This window comes from Pseudoscardovia suis (assembly GCF_002797875.1).
GTDB classification, from domain to species: Bacteria; Actinomycetota; Actinomycetes; order Actinomycetales; family Bifidobacteriaceae; genus Pseudoscardovia; species Pseudoscardovia suis.
Genome location: NZ_PGFC01000004.1, coordinates 92,172 through 113,182 on the forward strand (window position 1 = coordinate 92,172; position 21,011 = coordinate 113,182).

Below are 21,011 nucleotides of genomic sequence, written 5' to 3' on the forward strand. Positions count from 1 at the left end.
TCTGAGCGAATTAAGGATGATTTTCAGGCAACGCCCAGTTTCCGAGCAACCGTGTGTGAGATGATGGGCAGTATGAAAATTTCTGATGTTGCGGATGACATCGAACGCGAGCTGGTGCCGCGCTCGCAGATTGACGAAACGATTAACCGCGTGGCGGCGCAGGTTTCGAAGGATTACGCAGGCCGTGACCTGCTGCTGGTGGGCGTGCTCAAGGGAGCCGCGACCACCATGGTGCATTTCGCCGAAGCGCTGAGCATCAATGTGCAGATGGATTACATGAGCCTTTCCAGCTATGGTTCGGGCACAACATCCAGCGGCACGGTGACCGTCCGCCAGGATCTGTCCACCGACGTGCGCGGGCGCGATGTGCTCATCGTCGAAGACATCATCGACTCGGGCATCACGCTCGCATGGCTTGTCGACGAGCTCAAGCGCCGCGGCGCCGCATCGGTCAAGGTGTTCGCGCTGCTCGACAAGCCGGCGCGTCACAAGATCGACATCGTACCCACATACAAAGGTATTGTTATTCCCGATGAGTTCGTGGTAGGTTTCGGACTTGATTATGCGGAGAAATACAGGAATCTCGATTCAATCGCGGTACTCAAGCCTTCGGTTTACAGCAAGGAGACACACGCATGACGTATCCTTCCGGACCGGGAACACCCGGCAACCAGAACGGCGGCGGTAAGAAACCCAACGGTTTCGACCCGTTCTCCGATCTGGACAATGACGACAACAATGGCAAGGATTCCGGCAAAAACGGCAACCGCAAGGGCAAGACGCCATGGTGGCGCAACCCGTGGGTGTGGGTCATCGCGGTCATCGTGCTCATCATCGTGGGCTTCCAAGCCTCCAGCATGGGCGGACCGAAGCTGATCGACACCAAGGACGGCTTGCAGCTGCTCAAGGACGGCAAGGCCACCTATGCGCAGATTGACGGCAGTCGCTATCTGGTGACGCTTGACCTGCAGGACGACTTCCAGAAGACCGACCGCAACGGCCAGAACCACAACTATGGCAAGAGCGTGCAGTTCTACTACGTCTTCGCCCAAGGCGAGGAAGTGGTTAACGATGTGGAGAACGCAAACCTCAAGGACGGCTACACGTCCAAGATTTCGTCCGGCAACAGCGTCGTCGAATACCTGATCACGACGCTCATACCGTTCGTCATCATCTTCTTTGCATTCTGGTGGCTGCTCGGCCGTATGCAAGGCGGCGCCGGAGGCGCACTGTTCGGTGGCAAGGCGAATTCCCGCAAGCTGGGCGAGGGCGACACGCCCAAGACCCGCTTCAAGGACGTGGCCGGCGAAGACGCGGCAGTGCAGGAAGTCGAAGAAATCAAGGACTTTCTCAAAGATCCGACGAAATACCAGAAGATCGGCGCTCGCATCCCGCGCGGCGTGCTGCTGTATGGCCCTCCGGGAACCGGTAAGACGCTGCTGGCGCGTGCAATCGCAGGCGAGGCAGGCGTGCCGTTCTATTCGATGGCTGGCTCGGACTTCGTGGAGATGTTCGTGGGCCTCGGCGCTTCCCGCGTGCGTGATCTGTTCGACGAGGCGAAGAAGAACGCCCCGGCCATCATCTTCATCGATGAGATCGATGCAGTGGGCCGCCGCCGTGGCAACAGCGCCAATGGTGGCGTGGACGAGCGCGAGCAGACCCTCAACCAGCTGCTCGTTGAGATGGATGGTTTCGAGAACGACACGAGCCTCATCGTGATCGCCGCCACGAACCGCCCCGATGTGCTCGATCCCGCCTTGCTGCGCCCCGGTCGATTCGACCGCCAGGTCGCAGTGGAGGCGCCTGACCTTGCCGGACGTGAGGCGATTTTGAAGGTACACGCCAAGGGCAAGCCGTTTGTGCCGGACGTGGACCTGCATCAGGTCGCCGTGCGAACCCCTGGTTTCACGGGCGCAGACCTCGCCAACGTGCTCAACGAAGCGGCGCTTCTCACAGCGCGTTCCAACGCACAGCTGATCGACAACCGCGCCATCGACGAAGCCATCGACCGTGTGATGAGCGGTCCGCGCCGCCGTTCCACCGGCATGGCTGCAGAGGAACTGCGCAACACCGCATACCATGAGGGCGGTCACGCGTTGGTCGCCGCCGCCTTGCGCCACACCGACCCGGTCACCAAGGTCACGATTCTGCCGCGAGGCAGGGCACTGGGCTACACGGCGGTCATGCCGACCTCCGACCGGTACTCCGAGACGCGCAACCAGCTGCTTGACCAGCTCGCCTACGCGATGGGTGGACGCACCGCTGAGGAAATCGTGTTCCACGATCCGACGACCGGTGCATCCAACGACATCGAGAAGGCGACCGACATCGCCCGCCAGATGGTGCTTGAAGATGGCTTCTCGACGAAGCTCGGCTCCGTCAAGTGGGGCGAGGCGCGTCAGGACGACGGCATCGATGGCCTTGCGCCGCGCAAGTTCTCCGAAGCGACGATGGATGAAATCGACCATGAGATTCACGACTTGCTGGAGAACGCCCACACCGAGGCGTGGACGATCATCAACGAGAATCGCGACATCCTCGATGAGCTCGTGCGCCAGCTGCTCGTGAAGGAAACCCTCAACGAGAAGGAGCTCGCCGCCATCTTCGCCAATGTGAAGAAGGCCGATGAGCGCCCCGTGTGGCTGTCGAACGCGAATCGCACGCTGTCCGACAGGCCGCCGGTGCCGATTCCCGAGTCGCTGATCAAGAGCCTGCGCAGCTCCTCCGAGGCCGAGGCGGAAGGCACAGACGCGGATGCTGCGCCTGCTGCACCTGCCGCACCTGCCGCAGCCGGGGAGGCCGCTCCCGGTGCTTCCGCATCTGAATCAGCAACCGGAAGCACCGGCGCGGAAGGTGACGGTGCCAACGGTTCCGCCGCATGATCGCTGAGCCGTTGCAGCGTTGGTGCGCCACGGTGCGCCAGACACGGTGATCGCGTGTAACAGAGCCCGGTGGGTGAAAAACTCGCCGGGCTTTGCTATGCGCGGAGGCGCCCCGTATGGCAACGATGATTTGCACGGTTTGCTGTATGGTTAGCGTGGATTGCAGCGAAAGGCAGTGTATGGACCGCATGGATATTGACGACAATGACTTCCCCACACCCACCCAGCAGACGCAGGGCGCGCGAACTTCTGTAGGAAGCGAATTGGTAAGCCCGGATGGCAGAAGGCATTACGACGAAGAGGGCGTGCGCAAGGCTGTGCGCGACTTCCTCGTGGCGATCGGGGAGGACCCCAACCGCGAAGGCTTGCTCGATACGCCTGACCGCATTGCGCGCGCGGGCAAGGAATTGTTCGGCGGGCTGTATCAGTCGCCGAAGGAGCCATTGAGCCGTCGTTTCAAGACCGACACCGATGAAATGGTGCTGGTGCGCAACATCGAGCTGTATTCGGTGTGCGAGCATCACCTCATGCCGTTCCTCGGCGTGGCGCACATCGCCTACATCCCCAGTAACGGCATGGTCGTGGGGCTGTCGAAGCTCGCCCGCCTCGTGGAGGTGTATGCGCGCCGCCCGCAGGTGCAGGAACGCCTCACCAAGCAGATCGCCGACGCGCTCATGGAAGAACTGGATGCGCGCGGGTGCCTCGTCGTGATCGATTGCGAGCATCTGTGCATGTCGATGCGCGGCATCAAGAAATCGCAGGCGCGCACCACGACTTCCGCCGTGCGTGGCATTATGAAGAACGCAGCGACGCGTGCCGAAGCGATGCAGCTGATCTGCAGGGAGTAATCCATAGGGATTTGCAAGGGTCCATGGAATCCCCTGCGGCTGCTGTGCACTTTTACACAGCGCCGCTGCTGTGCACGGCAACCGTCGGAACCTGTTGTCGGTGGCTGCCGACCTGGCAGTCCATCGGTGTCTGAAGGCGAGCGTCGCCGGACGTTGGCTGGATGATCGCTGATTCCTGCGATGGCTGTGCACAAACCCCGGAACACAAACTCAGGAACACAATTGAGGGGAAGCCAAGCGATGACACATATCGCATCAACTGAAAACCAGACCGTTAGCACAGCCGCGGACAATAATGCCGCCGCTGCCTCCAATGCAGCTGCTGCCGCGCAACCTGTGCAACCCGCACAATCCGCGCAGCCCACTGAATTCGGTGGCTCCACCAAGCAGCCGCGATTCACCAGCCTGCAGGCATTGCATGACACGAAACGCACGCTGGTGATGGGCGTGCTCAACATCACCGCCGATTCATTCTCTGACGGCGGTCTCTGGCTCAACCCGCAGAAGGCGGCGCAGCATGGCGCCGACATGATGGCGGACGGAGCCGACATCATCGACATCGGTGCCGAGTCCACCCGCCCCGGTGCACAACGCGTCGACGAAGACACCGAGAAACAGCGCGTGCTTGGCGCAGTCAAGGCGTTGCTGCCTCATGGAGCCATACTCTCCATCGACACCACGCGCGCCAGCGTGGCGCAGGCGGCTCTCGAAGCCGGCGCGCAGATCATCAACGACGTGTCAGGAGGCCAGCTCGACCCCGACATGGCGCGCGTCGTGCGTGACCATGACTGCCTGTACATCATGCAGCATTGGCGCGGCTGGCTCGCCGGATCGCATTCCGGCACGCCGGACCAAGACACCTCCCATTACGAGCATGGTGCGCTTGCCGACGTGACTGCCGAAATGCGCCGGCAGCTTGATTCTTTGGTGAGTCAAGGCGTGGATGCCTCGCGCATCATCACCGACCCCGGCCTAGGATTCTCCAAGCCCAAGCCGGAGCACAACATGCCGCTGCTCGCCGGTCTCGACCAGATCAAGGCGCTGGGCTGCCCGGTGCTCATCGGCCAGTCGCGCAAGCGTTTCATCAACGCTTTGCTCCAGGACCTGCCATGGCGTGCGGCAGCGGACGATGCGGGGCATCAGACCGACCTCGACAATGCGACGGCGGCGCTCTCCGCCTTGTGCGCTGAGCATGGCGCATGGGCGGTGCGTGTGCACGACGTGCGTCGTTCCGTCGCCGCCGTGCGCATGGGAAGCGCGTGGCGCGCGGCGGCTGACTTGACCCGATAGGATTCGGGCGAGCGGCTGCATGGAAGCAACAGACAGCGGCGTGCAGCAGCAAGCGACTTAGAGACACAAGGCAACAAGCAAGAACAACGGAATCGGCAGATCAGCAAGGAGAATCTCATGGCACAGTTGGACGTCATCACCCTCACCGGCGTGCAGGCCGACGGCACGCACGGAGTGCTGGAGTCGGAACACCACGAGCTGCAGCCGTTCGTGGTCGATGCCGTGATGTGGGTCGACATGCATGACGCGTGCCGTAGCGACGACCTTGCCGACACGGTGAGCTATTCGCAAATCGCCGAGCGCATTATTTCGGTGATCCACGGCGAGCATTGCGACCTCATCGAACGTCTGGCGCAGAAGATCGCCGATTCCGTTTTGCTGTCGTATCGTGTGCGGCGGGTGCGCGTCACCGTGCACAAGCCCAAGGCGCCGATTCCCGTGCCATTCGCGGATGTGTCGGTCACCGTCACGCGTGAGCAGACCGAAGCGGGCGACGCCACCGGTGCTGGTTTGAAGACCGGGGCGTCGCTGCTCGGGAACGACGGCAGAGATGACGATGACGGTAACGATGACAGTGACGGTGGCGACGGCGGAGACAGCAGGGGAGTTGTGCAACCCACTGTCGCTTCCGCTGCTTCCATTGCTTCTGCCGCTTCCGCCGCCGGGCGGTCATCCGACACCACAGGCGCTCCGCGCACCCACCATGCGGTCATCGCCATGGGGGGCAATCTGGGAGACGTGGCGTCAACGATGCGCAGCGCCATCGTCGCCATCGACGGATTCCCAGGCACACAGGTCACTGGCATTTCACCGCTGTATCGCACCACGCCGTGGGGCATGGAGCCCGGCACGCCGGACTTTCTCAACGCGGTCATACAGCTGGACACGACGCTGGATGCGCATACGCTGCTCAGCTCGTTGCAGCTGGTGGAAACCGCCCACGGACGTTCCCGAGAGGTTCACTGGGGTTCACGCCCCCTTGACCTCGACATCATCGACTTCGATGCGCGCGTGAGCGCTGACCCTGAGCTCACGCTGCCTCATCCTCGGGCTTGGCAGCGCGCTTTCGTGCTCGCCCCATGGCTTGACCTGGATCCCGACGCCCGCATCGCTGGCGAGCATGGCGGTGCCGCGCGCGACCTGCTTGCGAAGGCTCCTGACCGTGCTGCAATCGAGAAGGTGTCTGATTCATGGATTCTCTCAGCCGGTCAGGCTATGAATTAAGACATACCCTGCGTGACGTGGCTGGAGCTGTCCGAACCCAACACGGCGGAAAGCCTACACAGCGCCACACGGTACACAATCGCAAACCACAGCAACCCATAGCAAGACCCGCAACCGCATGAAACGGAGCGAGCAAGGAGGCACCCATGAGAATCAGCCGCACGCCATGGTGGTACTACGTCATAGCCGTGGTGCTTGGCGCGCTTATCGGCACCTTCCTTGTGTGGCGCACCCGCACCACCGCCATCGCACCTGTCGGCGCACCGTGGTTCGTCTCCGGTGTGTTGTTCGTGCTGGGCATCGTGGTGCTGGTGCTCGCCTGGCAGGTGCATCAGTACGTCATCGGCAAGGTAAAAGAAATCGATGTCGACAAGGCATCGACCACCCTTGTGCTGTGCAAGGCGCTCGCCATTGCAGGCGCGGCGCTCGCCGGCTATTACGGCGGCGAGCTGGCGATGTGCATCGTGTGGCGTGACGTGGCGTTTTACCAAGGGCTTATCGCGGAATGCTCCGTGGCGTGTGCCGTCACCGTCATTGACATGATTATTGGCATCGTCGGGGAAGGCTGGTGTCAGCTGCCGCCGCAGGAGGGGCCGGAGCATCCCAATGCGAAGAAGCGCAAGAAGCGGCGTCGTGATGCTGCGGTGGCGGCGGTGTCTCGTCCGGCGGATTCGGCGAAACGCTGAAGCCTTTCGTGGGATTATCATGGACGGCACAGGCCATGCGCCACTGAGGGCGATGGACATGATAATCATGAGGGAAACGTAAGAAAGGGGCATCCCATGGAGAAAATAACGGCAAGAGATGCGAAGAATCAGACTTTTCGCATCACGCGATTTTCGGAAGGCTACCGCATCGACGCCACGGATTCGTTCCTCGATGACATCCGGGATGCCTTGGCCTCTTGGGAGAACGGGACCGCTGGCAATGCCACGATGACCTCGCAGCAGCTCGCCAAACAGCTGGCGCAGCTGCCCACAACCAAGTTCAAGGAATCGTACCGTTTGTCGGATGTCGACGAATTTTGCGAAAAGGCCCGGCAGACCCTGGAACAGTATGAGGCCGCGGGGCGTCCGGCTGCAGGTGGATACCCGGGCGCCGCCGGCGGTGATATGGTGCCGATATACGTGTCGCCAAGCGATTACGCCGCATTGGAGCGTCTGGCGGGCGAGCGTGGCGAATCGGTGGGCCAGTTCCTTCACGATTGCGTGAATTCTTGGGTGCAGTGAACCGAGGTGCAGTGAACCAGGTGCGGTTGGTTCTCATGCAGCCAGCTGGGAAACGACCCGCGCAACCTATTCCCATCATGATGTGCCACAATGGTGGCATGTCACGATTTGAATTGAAAATGCTCTCCGATGGCGGGGAGATCGCACTGCTGGTGCCCGGCGATGATGCCGTGATGCACGTGGCACATGTGTATCCGCCGCTTGAACAGTACCCCTTGGGAACCGATCGTTATGTCAACGACCGCCCCAATCTCTTCCTTGATGCGCTCGACATCACCGACGGCAATGAGCCTCGGGATGATGCCAGTCCCGGGGATCAGGAACGCGCCGAAACAGGCAATTCCGTGTCGTTGCGTTCCTTGGCGCAGCGCGCCGCCCGGGCAAGCGCCGATGGATCCGGCAATGCGCGTCGGTTCAAGGACGGCCGCGACCTATGGGATAAAATCACCGCCCATGCCGCGGCTGCGGTGAATGCCACGGGCGCCGAACCGATCGTGGATGTGCGCCGCAATCACAATTGGAAGAAGAACCAGCCGTTGCGCAATCATGGTGCCGATCCCGCTGCATGGTTCGTCAGTCATTTCTATTCGCGGTCGAATTCACGCAAGGATGCCTTCTTCGCCGCCCGCGGCATGGACCAGGTTTTCGTTGCGCTCGCCGAAGGCAACGTCTCCGCCAACCCCGAGGTGGTCCAGGAGGTCGAGCGCACGCGCGTCGCCCGCGATGGCAACGCCGATTACCCCACGTATGCGCAGATGGCGAAGCTGCTTGATGATTCGAACATGCTCGTGTTCCATGACGATGCGTCGTTCGCGGCATGGCTGCGCGAGCAGGGCAAGGCGCAGGACGTCATGTATCCGGACACCCCGGTGGACGTGTGGACGGAACCGGACCCGACCGCCGATCCTGACGATCCGGGCTATCTGGCTCCCCACTCCCAGTTGCCCGCAGGACACCTCGCCAACGTGCTGGCTCCGCGCGAAGCCAAGCAATAAGCCCAAGCCAGTTCAACAAACCCGATAAGTCACCGAGTGGCCGTCCGTAACAGCCGTCGCAACGCTGGGCGAAGGCTGTTACGGATACGGTTGCACCGCTTCTTGATATGCCGTTTTTTGATGTGGCTGATGCGGTCGATGTGGCTTCGCCGCTACTTCTCTGCGCCTTCCGTGCGAGGCACGCGCACCAGCGCTTCCTGCGCCATCACCGCCACGAGCTGACCCGAGCGGGTGTAGACCTTGGCGGTCGCCAAGCCGCGCCCGTGTGCCGCGACCGGCGTGTCTTGCACATACAGGTGCCATTCGTTGATGTCGATGTCCGCATACCACCACATCGAGTGATCGATGGAAGCGTAGCTCATGCCCGGCGTGATGAAGCTCAGCCCTGCGCGGCGAATCACCGGCTCCATCATGATTTGGTCGCATCCCAGCGCCAGCAGCGCCCGATGCATCACCTGCGGGGCGTCCACGTGGCCGTTCGCCTTCATCCACACCATCTGCCGGCCGCTGTCGCGCTCGGCGGACTTCACATCGGGGGAGAGCATGACGGTGCGGGTGGCGTGGCGGATGTCGAACGGCGACTGATGCACGTAATAATCCGCGAACGAGGATTTGTCAGCGAACGGCGCCATCAGATCCCGCGCGCTCGCCAGCGATTCGGGGTCGGGCACATCCTGCGGCATCGGGTCGGCGAACTCCACTCCGGACTGCCCGTGCTTTTGGAAGCTGGCGATGGCGGTGAGAATCGCGCCGTCGCGCTGGGTCACGTTCACGCGGCGTGCCGAAAAGGACCTGCCGTCACGCAGATTCTCCACGTCAAACAACACGTCCTGCGAAATGTCGCCGGCCGTGATGAAATAACCGTGCACCGAATTCGGCATGCGGTCGGCTTCCACGGTCTTGGACGCCGCCATCACGGATTGTGCGATGATCTGTCCGCCGTAGATGCGGCGTGTGGGGAACGAGATGCTGCGACCGGTCACATAAGTGTGGTCCTTGGAAGTGACCGGGGTGTCAAGCTGCAGCACTTTGACTATGCTGTCCACTGGGGATTCGCCGTCCGTCTGGCCCAACACCACCGGCGAGGACTTTGTGAGAGCGGGGATGTCGCTCGTCGGCGCGGCAGGTGCTGCGGCGGATGCGGCAGCGGCAGGGGAAGGCTCCGGCGAGAGGGACTGTGCTGATGTGGATTGGGGGACGGCGGTTGCCTTGTCGTTTTCTGCGCAGCTCATGCGTTTCCTTTCGATTGACATGACGTTTCGATTGACATGACTATTGACATGACGATGCGTGGTGCAGGCGCATGGTTCTCCAATCCCGGCCTGTCCATCCTTGTCGATTCTACCCGTGGCATGCGCAACAGAAAGAGGCGAGCGCCGGGAACCCGATGGAACCCGGCGCTCGCCCCTTTCGTATGTGCAGTGCTCTGTGCAGCCGTCAGTTCGCTCAGCCGCGGGTGAGCTTGCGGTGCAGACGATGCGGACGAGCCGCTTCCTCGCCCAAGCGGGCGACCTTGTTTTCTTGGTACGCCTGGAAGTTTCCTTCGAACCAATACCAGTGGGCAGGATTCTCATCCGTGCCTTCCCACGCGAGGATATGCGTGGCGATGCGGTCGAGGAACCAGCGGTCGTGGGAGATCACGACGGCGCAGCCGGGGAATTCGATCAGCGCGTTCTCCAGACTTTCGAGGGTCTCGACATCAAGGTCATTCGTCGGCTCGTCGAGCAGCAGCAGATTGCCGCCCTGCTTCAGCGTGAGGGCGAGGTTCAGGCGGTTGCGCTCACCGCCGGACAGCACGCCCACGAGCTTCTGCTGGTCGGCGCCCTTGAAACCGAAGCTCGCCACATATGCACGCGTCGGCACTTCCACGCCGCCGACCTCAATGAAGTCGAGCCCGCCGGAGACAGCCTCCCATAGGTTCTTGTTGGGGTCGAGGCCTTCGCGGTTCTGGTCCACATACGAGATCTTGACGGTTTCGCCAATCTTGAGGGAACCGGAAGTGAGCGGCTCCAAGCCCACGATCGTCTTGAACAGCGTGGACTTACCCACGCCGTTGGGGCCGATGACGCCCACAATGCCGTTGCGCGGCAGTGTGAACGACAGGTCGTCGATGAGCACGCGGTCGCCGAACGCCTTGTGGATGTGCTCGGCCTCGAGCACCGTCGAACCCAGACGCGGCCCCGGCGGAATCTGAATCTCGGAGAAGTCCAGCTTCTTGGAATTGCGAGCCTGCTCTTCCATCTGGTCGTAGCGTTCCAGACGGGCCTTGTTCTTGGCCTGGCGTGCCTTCGGCGAGGAGCGCACCCATTCGAGCTCGTTCTTCAGGCGCTTAGCGAGCTTGGCGTCCTTGGCACCCTGGATTTCCATACGCTTGGCCTTGGTCTCCAGATACGTGGAGTAATTGCCCTTATAGGGATACAGGTGGCCGCGGTCGACCTCGCAGATCCACTCGGCGACGTTGTCCATGAAGTAACGGTCGTGGGTGACGGCGATCACAGCGCCCTTGTAATTATGCAGGAACTGCTCCAGCCACAGAATCGACTCGGCGTCCAGATGGTTCGTCGGCTCGTCGAGCAGCAGCAGATCGGGGGCTTCCAGCAGCAGCTTGCACAACGCCACGCGGCGGCGCTCGCCACCGGAGCATACCTTCACCGGAGTGTCGGGATCGGGGCACTGCAGCGCGTCCATGGCCTGTTCCAGCTGGGAGTCGAGGTCCCATCCGTTCGCAGCGTCGATCTCGGTCTGCAGCTTGCCCATTTCTTCCATGAGCGCGTCGAAGTCGGCGTCCGGGTTCGCCATCTCTTCGCCGATCTGGTTGAAGCGCTCCACCTTCTGGGCGATGGCGCCGAACGCTTCCTTGATGTTTTCGCCGACGGTCTTCGTATCGTCCAGCGGCGGTTCCTGCTGCAGGATTCCCACCGTGTAGCCGGGCGTGAGGTATGCCTCGCCGTTCGAGACCGTGTCGAGGCCGGCCATGATGCGCAGCAGCGTCGACTTGCCCATGCCGTTGGGGCCCACGACGCCGATCTTTGCGCCGGGCAGGAAGCTCAGCGTCACGTCGTCCAGGATCACACGGTCGCCGTAGGCTTTGCGGGCCTTGATCATGGAATAAATGAATTCAGCCAAAGGTTTTCCGTTCTCTTGAGAAGTTGAAGGCCCGCCATCATGCGTTGCGTAACCGCGCACCGTGCGCCGTCCCGCATTGCCGTGCCGGCTGTGCAGGCGTGGTGGTGACGATGCCGCGTGCGTGACTGCACTCCGTGGGTAGACGCGCTGATTGGGACCGAATGCTTCGTGTCTATTATTCCGTAAGCGCTCTACATGGGCGCGGCTGAGCGCGCCGCGCGGTGGTGTGAACCGGTGCGCGACCGGATGGCCGGGATGCGAACATGCGGCGACCGAAATCTGAACATGGCGGTAATCTCCAAACGCACACAATGAGGCAATCAGGTGGGAGCATCGCAGACTTGTGACGGTGGGGCACGGCAGAATCACGGTGGAGGCACCGTGGGCTTGCGCCGCAACCACGACCGACCACAACGCAATCGCAACGGAACCACGGCGGACGGAGGCATCGCATGGGCGCAGGCATAGCAATCGGCGGTTTCACAATCGTCACGCTTCTCCTGATCTTTCTCGCAGGCATAGGCGCAGGCTTCGTCGGCTACGCCGTGGGCGCCTCGTCGCTGATCTCATACCCGGCGCTGCTGGCATGTGGCATCCCGCCGGTGCTGGCGAACGCATCCAACACCGTAGGGGTCGTGGGCACCGGCTTCGGCGGTGTGCTCGGCGCGCGCGTGGAACTCAAAGGGCAGGGCAGGCGTGCCGCCACCTACATCGCCATCGGCGTGTGTGGCGGAATCCTGGGAGCGGTGCTGTTGCTCGAACTAAATCCCAAGGTGTTTGAATTTGCGGTGCCGCCGCTGATACTTCTCAGCACGTTGCTCATCGCCCTCAACCCACGCGGCCGCATGGAAGCGCGGCAGGCAGCCCACGCGGTGCTTGCCCAGCGTGACGGGACGTCGAACCTAGCGCCGACCGTGACGCAGCCCATGTCGAAGGATCCGTGGTGGCTGTGGGTGTGCGTCTCCCTGTGCGGCGTGTACAGCGGCTACTTCGGGGCAGGAGCCGGCACGTTGGTGCTTGCTGTGCTTGACCTGGGGCGCATCGGCCCGTTCCATCACATCAATGCGTTGAAGACACTCGTCGGCTTCGGCGCCAATGTCTCTGCCTCGGTCCTTTTCATCTGCAAGGGCGTGGTCGTGTGGCCGGCCGCCATCGCCATGTGCTTGGGATGCTTCCTGGGCAGTTTCGTGGCGCCGCCCATCACCCGCAGGATTCCGGCGCGCATCATGCGCATCCTTGCTGTCATCGGTGGCGTGATCCTGACCATCGATCTGGCGGTCAAGGCATATTTCTAAGTCATCTTCACGTGAGTCATGCTCACGATTTCGCTGCCGTGCACACCGTGTGCACTGTATGGGCTGCGCGTGCTGTGCCGTGTGAGCTGACGCGCTGTGCCCTGCGCTGCGACACGCCGCAACTTATGAGATTGTGGATTTTTCGTTATGTTGAACGATGCGTGTCACACGACACCGCGGCTGTTTTTGTAGATTTCGCCTTTCATCGGTGATTGTGCCGATGTATGTCGATCATGCATGGTGATGATGCATGGTCGGATCGTTTCGCACGTCAGATATCGTGCATCGGGCTTGTCGAGGAAAATCAACGGATTCGGATATGCCGAACCGGGCCCGGTCGTCTGCACCCGTGTCCGCAGTCCTCGGCGTTCTTGGCATTATCCATGTCGATTTATGTCGATTCATGTCGCACCGCACAGCGTTCGTTCGCAATTCCTGTGCGGCAATCATGCGTGGATCAGACAATCAGGCAACGCTGGGGCGAAGGCGCATGGGGTGAAAGCACACGAAGAACAGAATCACGAAGAGATGAAAGGACAACACGTGACTTCAGCCATCAAGCCTGGCCGTGTTTTATTCGTGGCGGGATACGCCACATTCCTCGCCGCATTCAACGAGACGTTCCTCAACGTGGCCTTGAACCCCATCATGCAGGACCTGTCGGTGAATGCCGGCATCGTGCAATGGGTGTCGACGGCATACATGCTCGCCGCCGCAGTGATGGTTCCGGTCGCAGGGTTCCTTTACAAGAAAATCCGCACATCGCTTCTGATGGCGATGTCGCTGGTCTTGCTGGTCGCCGGCAGCATCATCGGCGGTTTTGCGCCGAATTTCGCGATTCTGGTGGTGGCGCGAGTGGTGCAGGCGCTCGGCACCGGCATGATCGTGCCGGTAGGCATGAACCTGACGCTTGCCGTTGCGCCCAAAAACAAAATCGGCACATACATGGGCATCATCGGCGCCATGACCACGTTCGGGCCTGCATTCGGCCCGATCGCCGCAGGCCTGCTGCTCGCCCACGGCACGTGGCACACGCTGTGCTTTGCGCTTGCTGCCTTGTCCGTGATCTGCCTGGTGTGTTCGATTCTGTGGGTTGGTGACATCGCGCAGTTGACGCATCCGCATATGGACGCCCTTTCCGTGACGCTCGCAGCCATCGGCCTGATTGGCTTGCTGTATGGCGTGTCCACGGTGTTCTCCGGCCAGATCGTGGTCGCCATCGTCACGCTGGTGGTTGGCGTGGTGGCGCTTGTTGCATTTGTGCTGCGCCAGCGCCGAATCCCCGAACCGTTCCTGAATCTGGAACCGTTCGGCAACCGTGCTTTCGTGCTGGGTGTGCTGCTGGTGATCGCCGCGCTGATGACGGTCTTTTCGATGAACATTCTGCTGCCGTTGTTCATGGAAAGCGCTTTGGGCTTCACCCCGCTGCAGGCTGCGCTTACGCTGCTTCCTGCCTGCCTCGTGTCGTGCGTGCTGTCGCCGGTTGCAGGCAAGGTGTTCGATCGCTTCGGCGTGGGCTGGCTGGTGAGCATCGGCATGGCGGTTATCGCATGTTTCGTGCTGGCGCTGTCGTTCACCGGCGGCGCGACGACCAGCCTGAGGATCGTGCTGCTGTATGCGCCTGCGATCGCCGGTTGCGCTTGCGTGATGGGACCTGCGCAGTCCTATGCGCTGTCCAGCCTTGATCGCCGTATGTATCCGCACGGCGTGACGATCGTGTCCACGACATTCCAAATCGCTGGCTGCGTGGGTTCGTCTGTATTCGTGGGAATCCTGTCCGCGGTGTCCGCCGCCCATGAGGCTTCCGGCGAGTCTGCTGCGGCTGGCACCGCCGCTGGCTTCGATATTGCGTGCCGTGTTGCCTTTGCGGTTGATGTGCTTGGCTTCATCGCCGCTGTTGCGCTCGCACGGGTGGAGGCGAAGGCAAAGGCTGCTGCGACTGCTGGCGCGGGTGAATCGAATGTGTCGGAACCAGGGCTGGAGCAGGCCGACGAGCCGTCGCTCGCCGATGCGATGAAGCGCGACGTTTATTCTGTCACCGCTGCCGACAGTGCATACGACGCGCTCCTGGTGATGGTTCACAATGGCACGACTGGCATTCCGGTGCTCGACGAGCATCAGCATGCCGTGGGATTCGTCACTGACGGTGACATCATGCGCACGCTCATTGGCGACACCGCTGACAAGGCGTCCATGTCGTATGTCTATGCGCTGTGGGTGCAGAGCGACAAGTTCATGCATCGCGTCGCCGGTCTGCGCCAGACCAATGTGATGGAGATCTGCACACACCGTGTGGTCACCGTCGGTGTGCATGCCCCGATTCGCCGCGTGTGCGAGATGCTTGCCGGCAACCGCATCAAGAAACTGCCGGTGACCGGCGGTGAGGATGGCAAGCAGGTGATTGGTGTGATCAGCCGTTCCGACCTGATGCGTTACATGGTTGCGACGGCTGTGCCCACCGACGAGTGATCGGCCATCGCTGACGCGTGATGCGGCGTGATGCCAACGGCGTGTGTTTTGCATGTGCAATGCGAGGCACACGCCGTTTTGCGTGCGCTTTCAGGGGTGTATTCGTTGTTCGGTATTCGTGGGTGCGTGTGTGAGGATGCGGCGAGGATGCCGTGAGGATGCCGTGAGGGTGAGAGGTGTGACTTTCTTCACGGTTGGTGGATTTCTCGTGAAGACCGCGTGGTGGCGCGGCTGCAAGCCGATAGGATGGGAAGTGCATTCCGTGATTGGGGATGCATCCCGCCAGTTAAGGAGGATCACATGGTTGCGATGACTGATGACATGAAGAGCATGATTGCCAACAACCTGTGCTACATTGCAACGGTCGACGAGAGCGGATATCCGGACATCGGCCCCAAGATTTCCATGCAGGTCAAGGATGATTCGCATTTGTTCTATTACGAGCGCACCGCTCGCCAACATCTGCACAACCTGCGTGACAACGGCAAGATGGTCGTTGCCGTCGCCACGAAGGACAACAAGCATGGCTACCGCTTCCATGGCCCTGTTGAGCTCGTCGATTCCGGCGATTTCTACGAGAAAGCCCTGAAGTTCGCTGACGAGCATGGCTTGAAGCGCCCCGCCGTCGTGCCGGTCATGACTATCACGCGTATCGACCTGCTTGATGCGGGCCCCAAGGCAGGCACGATTATCGCTCAGGACTGACTGCCGGCCTGATCATCGCGTGCAGATTCCTTCGGAGTCGCCGAAGTCGGAGCTTACGAGTCGTTGCACGACTCCGCCCCCCCCGCATCGGCGGCTCATTTTCTCTTGTGACACGGAATCGCCCAATGAGAGACCCCGCGTGCTAACGACAGAGGTGTGGATTTCGATGAGAGAGTCGGCGAGTGCAGTAATCTCCTCGTCTTGCATCAAAATCGCAGCGGGGTTCACGAATCCTCCAACAGTCGCAGTGTGTTGGAATATCGCGCCTTGGTCTCAATGACAGCATGGGCGAACGTCGCGCTGGCGTCAAAACCCTTGACATCGTCCGAGTCGAGGATGAGCTGCGGGCTGATGGTTGCGTTCTCGCCAGCTTTATACGTCTTCGACCATGCACAGCCTTTCCGATGAGAGAGCCGAACTAAGTCGAACGGGGAGAGCCAGCCATATTTTTCCCATGTTTTTTCCATGATGCGGTTCTCGCGCTCGCTGAGCGTTGGGACGTGCGATTCGGGTGCGCGTACGGGCAGTCTGCCGTAATGCTTATAAGCGTGGTAGACGGCAGGGCACACTGGGCCGTATTCCCATGCCTGGATATCGTCGTCGAACAGCGTTTTGCCGTCCGTGCTAAGGGCGGTGACCTGCGCGAAATAACACAGTTTGTTCAACGACAGATTCGAAAGGGAAGCGTTGTTGCCATGGTGAGACACAAGCCATGCAGCGATGTCAAGCGAAGTAGTCATGCCAGCTCCCTTTCCACAATGTTTTCCCGGCAGTGGCCTTATTTGAGAGTGTTTGTTTTTCATAAGACCCATGTACGCAACATTCTATCGGATGGACGAAACGACAACCATAGTTCTTGCGAATTGGCTTGTAGCTTACTGAGCGGAGGGTCTCCCATACAGTTCGGGAATGTGCTGTACCAGAGAATCGATGCGTTCGATGCAGCGAAGAAAGTCCTCCTCTGTGCCGCCCGTGGGGTCGTCAAGCTCCCAATCGGCGTCGAAAGGCCGTCCAATGAAGGGGCACCGTACGCCGCAGCCCATGGAGATCGCGACATCAGGTGCGGGAATCTGCCCAATGGTCTTGGGGCTCTGACCGCGCGCAACCATGTCGATGCCGCGCGAATCCCGCAGCACCCGCACGGCATCAGGGTTGATGGAATCCGCGATGTCCGTTCCAGCGGACGCGAAACGGAACTCGGCATACCGCCGATCCGATGCTTGGTAATGCTCGGCAATCGCCTGGGCTATCTGGCTGCGGCAGGCATTGTGCGTGCAGATGAACGCAACGATGCGTTCGCCTGTCTTCCGCTCGCTGCTGTGGTCCTCGGCACCGTTTTGGATCGTGGGGCTGCCGGTATCCAGAGAGTTGCCGGTATCCATGGGATTTTTCGTGTTCATATGCGCCTCCGTGGTTGTTAGGATGCTAGTGTTCATTGGAATCTCACTCTCATTTCATGCCAGATCACGCCACCATGGGTGGATTCGGAGATTCCCTCGTCAATGAATCCAAATGATGCGTAATAGTGCACAAGCCGGTCCTTGCAAGTGAGCACGACGCCACGGCGTCCATCCCTGCGCGCGTCATCGATGACGCGTTTCAGCAAAGTCCCTGCGTAACCGTGCCTGCGAAAAGCCGGAAGGGTGTCCACGCCGAAAATCATCTGCCATGAGCCACTCGGATCGTGCATGGTGGCGTCGTCATACATCGCGTCGAGCAAATGGGGTTCGTCGGTCGTCATGCCGTTCACGAAGCTCACGATGCGCATGTCGTGCAGGGCAGTGGGACTCGGGGCACTGCGATGTGAAGCAGCATGATGCGGGTCAACGGGCACTTCGAGCAGCCAGAAATGATCGGGGTACTGCTGCAACCGCGCCGCGAGGGCTTCACGTGTCGCCGCCTCTGCGGGTGGGAAGCATTCGCGTTCGATGGCATCGAGTGCGTCAATGTCAGCGGGTGTGGCGGTGCGGATGCGATAATCGGGACTCACACGCCCATCGTATCGCGTGTAAGCCGCGGAACACAGCGAAGCGCCAGCGGGCAGGCGATGCAAGTCAGCAGTACGTCGCATGACCGCCATGGCATCATCGGCATCATCGCGATCGCACGCGCCCCACAATCACTGCGCATACCACAAACCCCACTCCGAATGCCACCATCAGTGCTGTGGAGCATGCCCAGCCGTTCATATTCGGGGTGGCGATTACCGACGCATCCCCTCCAAAAGCCTGATTGAGCGAATCGACGAACCACCAGCCCGGCAGTATCTTCGCGATGGCAGCAACCGGTGGGGACATGAGCCATTGCGGGAGCCATGCGCCGGAAAGGAACGCGGAGACCAGGCCGATGGTGTTGACAATGCCGTTGGCGGTCGCTGCGGTGACATGGAACTGCGACACCAGAAAGCCGAACGCCACGCACACCAGACACAGCACAAACAAAGATGTGGCGCTCAGTGCGAGACTGACCGTATTGACACTGGCCAGTCCAGACCCGCGAGTCATGCATGCCCCCAGTGCAATCGCCAGGCAGCACAGCCACATGGCGACGCCGATGGCGGAGCATACGAGCAGCAGCTGCCAGCGGGCGGACGCAGGATTTTGTGCGGAAACCCTGATCCGTTCCCGGGTGCGTGGTGCGTTGAATTCCGTCATCACAAGAATCACCGCGAGCGACACCGACATGATGACGGCGTAAATCATGGCGGCGCACGAGTCGCGGAACACGAGGCTGGGGGCGAATCCTTCGATATCCGCCTGGGTCTGCTGAGAATCCGACGCTTGGGAATCCGACGCTGCGCGCCGCACGCTCGCCGTGGGGTTGGTTCGTAAGTCTTGCGCCGTGTGTATCGCGGTATCGAATGCCGCGTTGACGTCGCTCTCCGGATTGGCGATGAGTGCTGTGCGCGCGGAATTGAGGAAACCGTTGATTCGAACGCCTTCCATTGCGGATACCGCCGATTCGCTGCCGCCATCGTTGTTACCGCTGCCGCCGGACCCTACGGAACCCAGCCGCGGCATGTCTGTGTTGTTTTTCACGGCGGAAGCGAAATCATTCGTATAGCCTTGCGGCACGATGACGATGAAATCCGCTTGCTGGGTGGCGATGGCATCGTCGATTGCGGTCTCGGAATCCTCGACGTCCACCAGATTGGCGCTCGACGCCAGATATGTGCGCAGCGCATCGCCGACGCAATGCTCGCCGTCGCTGTCGCGGTCAATGATCGCCACGTTGTTGCGTGGTGGATCGAATGTCTGCGCGCCGGTTTGCGAAGTTGAGCCTACCGTTCCCCACGCTAGGAGCGCTGCCAGCATGCCCAGTCCGATCAGATACGCCAACAGCTGGGGAAGGTGAGCGCGCACCACCAGCCATGCGGCTTTACAGGTTGTCATAGCTGGTCCTCCTCAGTTCAACGACAGCAAGCGCAAGCCCCACCGCGCTCATGCACGCGAGCACGAGCACGGTGTGCGCGAACGGCGTGAGGCTGTGGTAATACAGCAGGTCGTAAAACAGGTTCGTCACCTGCTTGCATGGATTGAGGTGTTGCAGCAGGGGCGCCGCGCGCTGCACGGAATCGGCGAACGCCATGTTGCCAAACATGCCGGTGAATGCCGATAGCACCAAGGTGATGATGATGGAGAGCCCCGTCTTCGTGCCCAGTGCGAGCCGCGGCACCGCGCCCAAGGCGAGTCCCAGTGTCGTTGTTACAAGCGCCGCCATCGCCAATGCCGCCACGGCGAGGCCATCGCGCCCGTTGATGGGAACGTGCATGACGAACCGCACGTAGGCAAAATCGACAAGCAGGCATACGAATGCCTCCAGCCACACGGAGAGCATGACCGCGGCGATTTTGGGAAGTCTGCTCAGCGGCGAGACGCAGACGCGGGCGCCCAGCTCCGACAGGTTCGCTTGGAGCTTGGTGATTTGCTCGCACGCCAGCGTCATTGCCATGAAGGTCGCCATGGCGATGATGGCGAAATGGTATCGCGCCATGTCATGCGCAGCTGCGTAACCTTGCGCTGGTTCGAGATAACTGGAAGAGCCGTCCGACTGCGCTGTATGAATGAATTCATCGGTTGTGCTTTGCACAATGGATTTGATCCACGCGGTGTCGTTGAGTTTGCTGGGGTCGGTGGCGGCGGTTTGAGCGATGCGTTGGGTGATTGCCTGTGTGACCGCTTGCGTGATCATGGTCGATTGCGTGTTGAATTGTTCGAGGAGCGCTTCGAGCGCGATGAGCGACCATGCGCTTCCATCTCCGCCGTGTGACGAGGCTTGCGCTACGTTTTCCGCTGTGTGTTGCGATACCGTCAGGTGCAGGCGGGTTGAGAAGTCCGAGGCGGTTGTTGCGGCTGTGGTGTTCGCGGTATCCGTGTTGCTGGTGGCGTCGGTGGTATTGATGTCGCCGGTATCGCCCGCATTGCCTGTGTCGCTGATGACGCTCACGTATGCCATGACCTGCTGGGAATCCAGCAATTGCTCGGCTTGCTCGGTCGTGGAGACATCGGTGCGTTCGATGAGTCGGGTGGTGGCGTCGGTTTTCGTGTCGTCTGCTTGGTCTGCGTCTTCCTGTTGGGCGTCTTCCTGTTGGGCGCCGCTGATTGCATTGATGAATTCGTCTGCGCCGGGTGAATTCCGCCACGCATCGTCACGCACGACCGCCACCGTTGCAGGGGCGATTGTCGTTTGCTCGGCGACATTGCCGAACACCCCTTGCACAAGCGTCGCGACGATGCAGGGGAACGCGATGAGCCAGAACACAGCGGATGGATTGCGTAGCGTGCATCTGAGCTCCATGCGCAGTGTGGAGAGGAATGCCATCCATGAAGCGCCGCGGGAGCCCGCAGCGCGAGGGGAACCTACTGTGTGACGAGCCATGATGCCCTCCTTCCTTCTCTCTTCTCTCTGTGTACACTGCTGTGCGAGCTCATTATGCGAGCTGGTCGCG

Annotated in this window: 18 protein-coding genes; 11 read left to right on the plus strand and 7 right to left on the minus strand. The window is 61.0% G+C overall.

Translation table 11 applies throughout. The features are described 5' to 3' along the window. Positions 1-72: 72 nt before the first annotated feature. The 8 genes from hpt (at position 73) to CLV65_RS05895 (ending at position 8,468) form a co-directional block, all read left to right on the plus strand. Complete coding sequence (gene hpt, locus CLV65_RS05860; protein WP_094691437.1) at positions 73-639, plus strand: hypoxanthine phosphoribosyltransferase; 567 nt, start codon at positions 73-75, stop codon at positions 637-639. Then, positions 636-2,882 carry an ATP-dependent zinc metalloprotease FtsH gene (gene ftsH / locus CLV65_RS05865; RefSeq protein ID WP_094691438.1) on the plus strand — a complete coding sequence of 749 codons (2,247 nt, stop codon included), beginning with the start codon at positions 636-638 and terminating at the stop codon, positions 2,880-2,882. The genes hpt and ftsH overlap by 4 nt, the downstream gene beginning before the upstream one ends. A 179-nt stretch (positions 2,883-3,061) precedes the next feature. Continuing rightward, the gene (folE, locus tag CLV65_RS05870) at positions 3,062-3,730 is read left to right on the plus strand and encodes a GTP cyclohydrolase I FolE (protein ID WP_420848401.1); all 669 of its coding nucleotides are present in this window, start codon (positions 3,062-3,064) and stop codon (positions 3,728-3,730) included. Between the two features lie 441 nt (positions 3,731-4,171). Beyond that, on the plus strand, positions 4,172-5,020 hold the full coding sequence (gene folP, locus CLV65_RS05875; RefSeq protein ID WP_094691474.1) for a dihydropteroate synthase: 849 nt from the start codon (positions 4,172-4,174) through the stop codon (positions 5,018-5,020). A gap of 117 nt (positions 5,021-5,137) precedes the next feature. Continuing rightward, entirely contained in the window at positions 5,138-6,244 is a 1,107-nt protein-coding gene (gene folB, locus CLV65_RS05880) for a dihydroneopterin aldolase (protein ID WP_094691439.1), read from the plus strand. 146 nt (positions 6,245-6,390) lie between these two features. Beyond that, positions 6,391-6,930, plus strand: a complete 540-nt coding sequence (locus CLV65_RS05885; RefSeq protein ID WP_094691440.1) for a DUF3180 domain-containing protein — start codon at positions 6,391-6,393, stop codon at positions 6,928-6,930. 96 nt (positions 6,931-7,026) lie between these two features. Continuing rightward, a complete protein-coding gene (locus tag CLV65_RS05890) occupies positions 7,027-7,473 on the plus strand; it encodes a hypothetical protein (RefSeq protein ID WP_094691441.1) in 447 nt (148 codons plus the stop codon). A 98-nt stretch (positions 7,474-7,571) separates the two neighbouring features. Continuing rightward, the gene (locus tag CLV65_RS05895; protein WP_094691475.1) at positions 7,572-8,468 is read left to right on the plus strand and encodes a hypothetical protein; all 897 of its coding nucleotides are present in this window, start codon (positions 7,572-7,574) and stop codon (positions 8,466-8,468) included. Between the two features lie 152 nt (positions 8,469-8,620). Here CLV65_RS05895 and CLV65_RS05900 read toward each other — a convergent pair whose 3' ends face one another. Together CLV65_RS05900 and ettA are read right to left on the minus strand one after the other, a co-directional pair. Continuing rightward, on the minus strand, positions 8,621-9,700 hold the full coding sequence (locus tag CLV65_RS05900) for an acyl-CoA thioesterase (protein WP_094691442.1): 1,080 nt from the start codon (positions 9,698-9,700) through the stop codon (positions 8,621-8,623). A gap of 214 nt (positions 9,701-9,914) precedes the next feature. Further along, complete coding sequence (ettA, locus tag CLV65_RS05905) at positions 9,915-11,594, minus strand: energy-dependent translational throttle protein EttA (RefSeq protein WP_094691443.1); 1,680 nt, start codon at positions 11,592-11,594, stop codon at positions 9,915-9,917. 452 nt (positions 11,595-12,046) lie between these two features. Here ettA and CLV65_RS05910 point away from each other — a divergent pair, with 452 nt between their 5' ends. The 3 genes from CLV65_RS05910 to CLV65_RS05920 all read left to right on the plus strand — a co-directional run bounded on the left by CLV65_RS05910 (position 12,047) and on the right by CLV65_RS05920 (position 16,063). Then, positions 12,047-12,889 (plus strand): sulfite exporter TauE/SafE family protein, encoded by an 843-nt coding sequence (locus tag CLV65_RS05910; RefSeq protein ID WP_094691444.1) that lies wholly within the window; start codon positions 12,047-12,049, stop codon positions 12,887-12,889. A 543-nt stretch (positions 12,890-13,432) separates the two neighbouring features. Next, positions 13,433-15,358: an MFS transporter gene (locus CLV65_RS05915; protein WP_158216102.1), complete on the plus strand. Its 1,926-nt coding sequence runs from the start codon at positions 13,433-13,435 to the stop codon at positions 15,356-15,358. 300 nt (positions 15,359-15,658) lie between these two features. Then, the gene (locus tag CLV65_RS05920) at positions 15,659-16,063 is read left to right on the plus strand and encodes a pyridoxamine 5'-phosphate oxidase family protein (protein ID WP_094691446.1); all 405 of its coding nucleotides are present in this window, start codon (positions 15,659-15,661) and stop codon (positions 16,061-16,063) included. 224 nt (positions 16,064-16,287) lie between these two features. Here CLV65_RS05920 and CLV65_RS05930 read toward each other — a convergent pair whose 3' ends face one another. The 5 genes from CLV65_RS05930 to CLV65_RS05950 form a co-directional block, all read right to left on the minus strand. After that, positions 16,288-16,803 carry a Panacea domain-containing protein gene (locus CLV65_RS05930; protein WP_157847234.1) on the minus strand — a complete coding sequence of 172 codons (516 nt, stop codon included), beginning with the start codon at positions 16,801-16,803 and terminating at the stop codon, positions 16,288-16,290. Between the two features lie 135 nt (positions 16,804-16,938). Continuing rightward, a complete protein-coding gene (locus CLV65_RS05935; RefSeq protein WP_244569157.1) occupies positions 16,939-17,499 on the minus strand; it encodes an arsenate reductase/protein-tyrosine-phosphatase family protein in 561 nt (186 codons plus the stop codon). Next, a complete protein-coding gene (locus CLV65_RS05940; RefSeq protein WP_094691477.1) occupies positions 17,496-18,134 on the minus strand; it encodes a GNAT family N-acetyltransferase in 639 nt (212 codons plus the stop codon). The genes CLV65_RS05935 and CLV65_RS05940 overlap by 4 nt, the downstream gene beginning before the upstream one ends. A 22-nt stretch (positions 18,135-18,156) precedes the next feature. Beyond that, positions 18,157-19,455 (minus strand): ABC transporter permease, encoded by a 1,299-nt coding sequence (locus CLV65_RS05945; RefSeq protein WP_094691449.1) that lies wholly within the window; start codon positions 19,453-19,455, stop codon positions 18,157-18,159. Further along, the gene (locus CLV65_RS05950) at positions 19,442-20,941 is read right to left on the minus strand and encodes an ABC transporter permease (protein WP_094691450.1); all 1,500 of its coding nucleotides are present in this window, start codon (positions 20,939-20,941) and stop codon (positions 19,442-19,444) included. Before CLV65_RS05950 ends, CLV65_RS05945 begins: the two co-directional genes overlap by 14 nt. Positions 20,942-21,011: the final 70 nt, after the last annotated feature.